Consider the following 994-nt stretch of genomic DNA (forward strand, 5'->3'; position numbering starts at 1 on the left):
TTGGCTCTATAATATTTGTAGTGGGTAAATCCCCTATAGATATTATGGAGCCTATTTTTGTGTAGAAAAAAAGTCCCATAAGATCTATAATGAAAAGCGACGAAACAACTCATTAGAAAGAATCATATGGAACCATTACATTTTATCATAAAACTGCTCGATATCAAAGACCCTAATGTCCAATTTATGGATATCATCAATAGGGATACTCACAAAGAAATCATCGCTAAACTAGATTATGAGGCACCATCTTGCCCTGATTGCGGAAGTCAAATGAAGAAATATGACTTCCAAAAACCGTCGAAAATTCCTTACCTCGAAACGACTGGTATGCCTACTAGAATCCTCCTTAGAAAGCGTCGTTTCAAGTGCTATCATTGCTCTAAAATGATGGTCTCACAGACCTCTCTCGTCGAGAAAAATCACCAAATTCCTCGTATTATCAACCAAAAAATTGCTCATAAGCTGATTGAAAAGACTTCTATGACCGATATTGCACATCAGCTTTCCATTTCAACTTCAACTGTCATTCGCAAGCTCAATGACTTTCGCTTTAAGCATAACTTTAGCCAACTTCCTGAGATTATGTCCTGGGACGAGTATGCCTTTACCAAGGGAAAAATGAGTTTCATTGCACAAGACTTTGATAATCTCAACATTATCACCGTTCTTGAAGGTAGAACACAAGCTATCATCCGAAATCACTTTCTGCGCTACGATAGAGCCGTTCGTTGTCAGGTGAAAATCATTACGATGGATATGTTTAGTCCCTACTATGCCTTAGCTAAACAGCTTTTCCCATGTGCTAAAATCGTTCTCGACCGCTTTCACATTGTCCAACATCTCAGCCGTGCTATGAGTCGTGTCCGTGTCCAAATCATGAATCAATTTGAGCGAAAATCTCATGAATACAAGGCTATCAAACGCTACTGGAAGCTCATCCAGCAGGATAGTCGTAAACTGAGTGATAAACGTTTTTATCGCCCTACTTTTC

General features: G+C 38.9%; 1 protein-coding gene. It reads left to right on the forward strand.

Features of this window, described 5'->3' with window-relative positions:
• Positions 1-126 precede the first annotated feature (126 nt).
• Positions 127-994 (forward strand): ISL3 family transposase (locus tag QM956_RS10515; protein ID WP_414302514.1); only part of this gene is annotated, 868 nt, incomplete at its 3' end.

The organism is Streptococcus mitis (genome assembly GCF_047460035.1).
GTDB classification, from domain to species: domain Bacteria; phylum Bacillota; class Bacilli; order Lactobacillales; family Streptococcaceae; genus Streptococcus; species Streptococcus mitis_DW.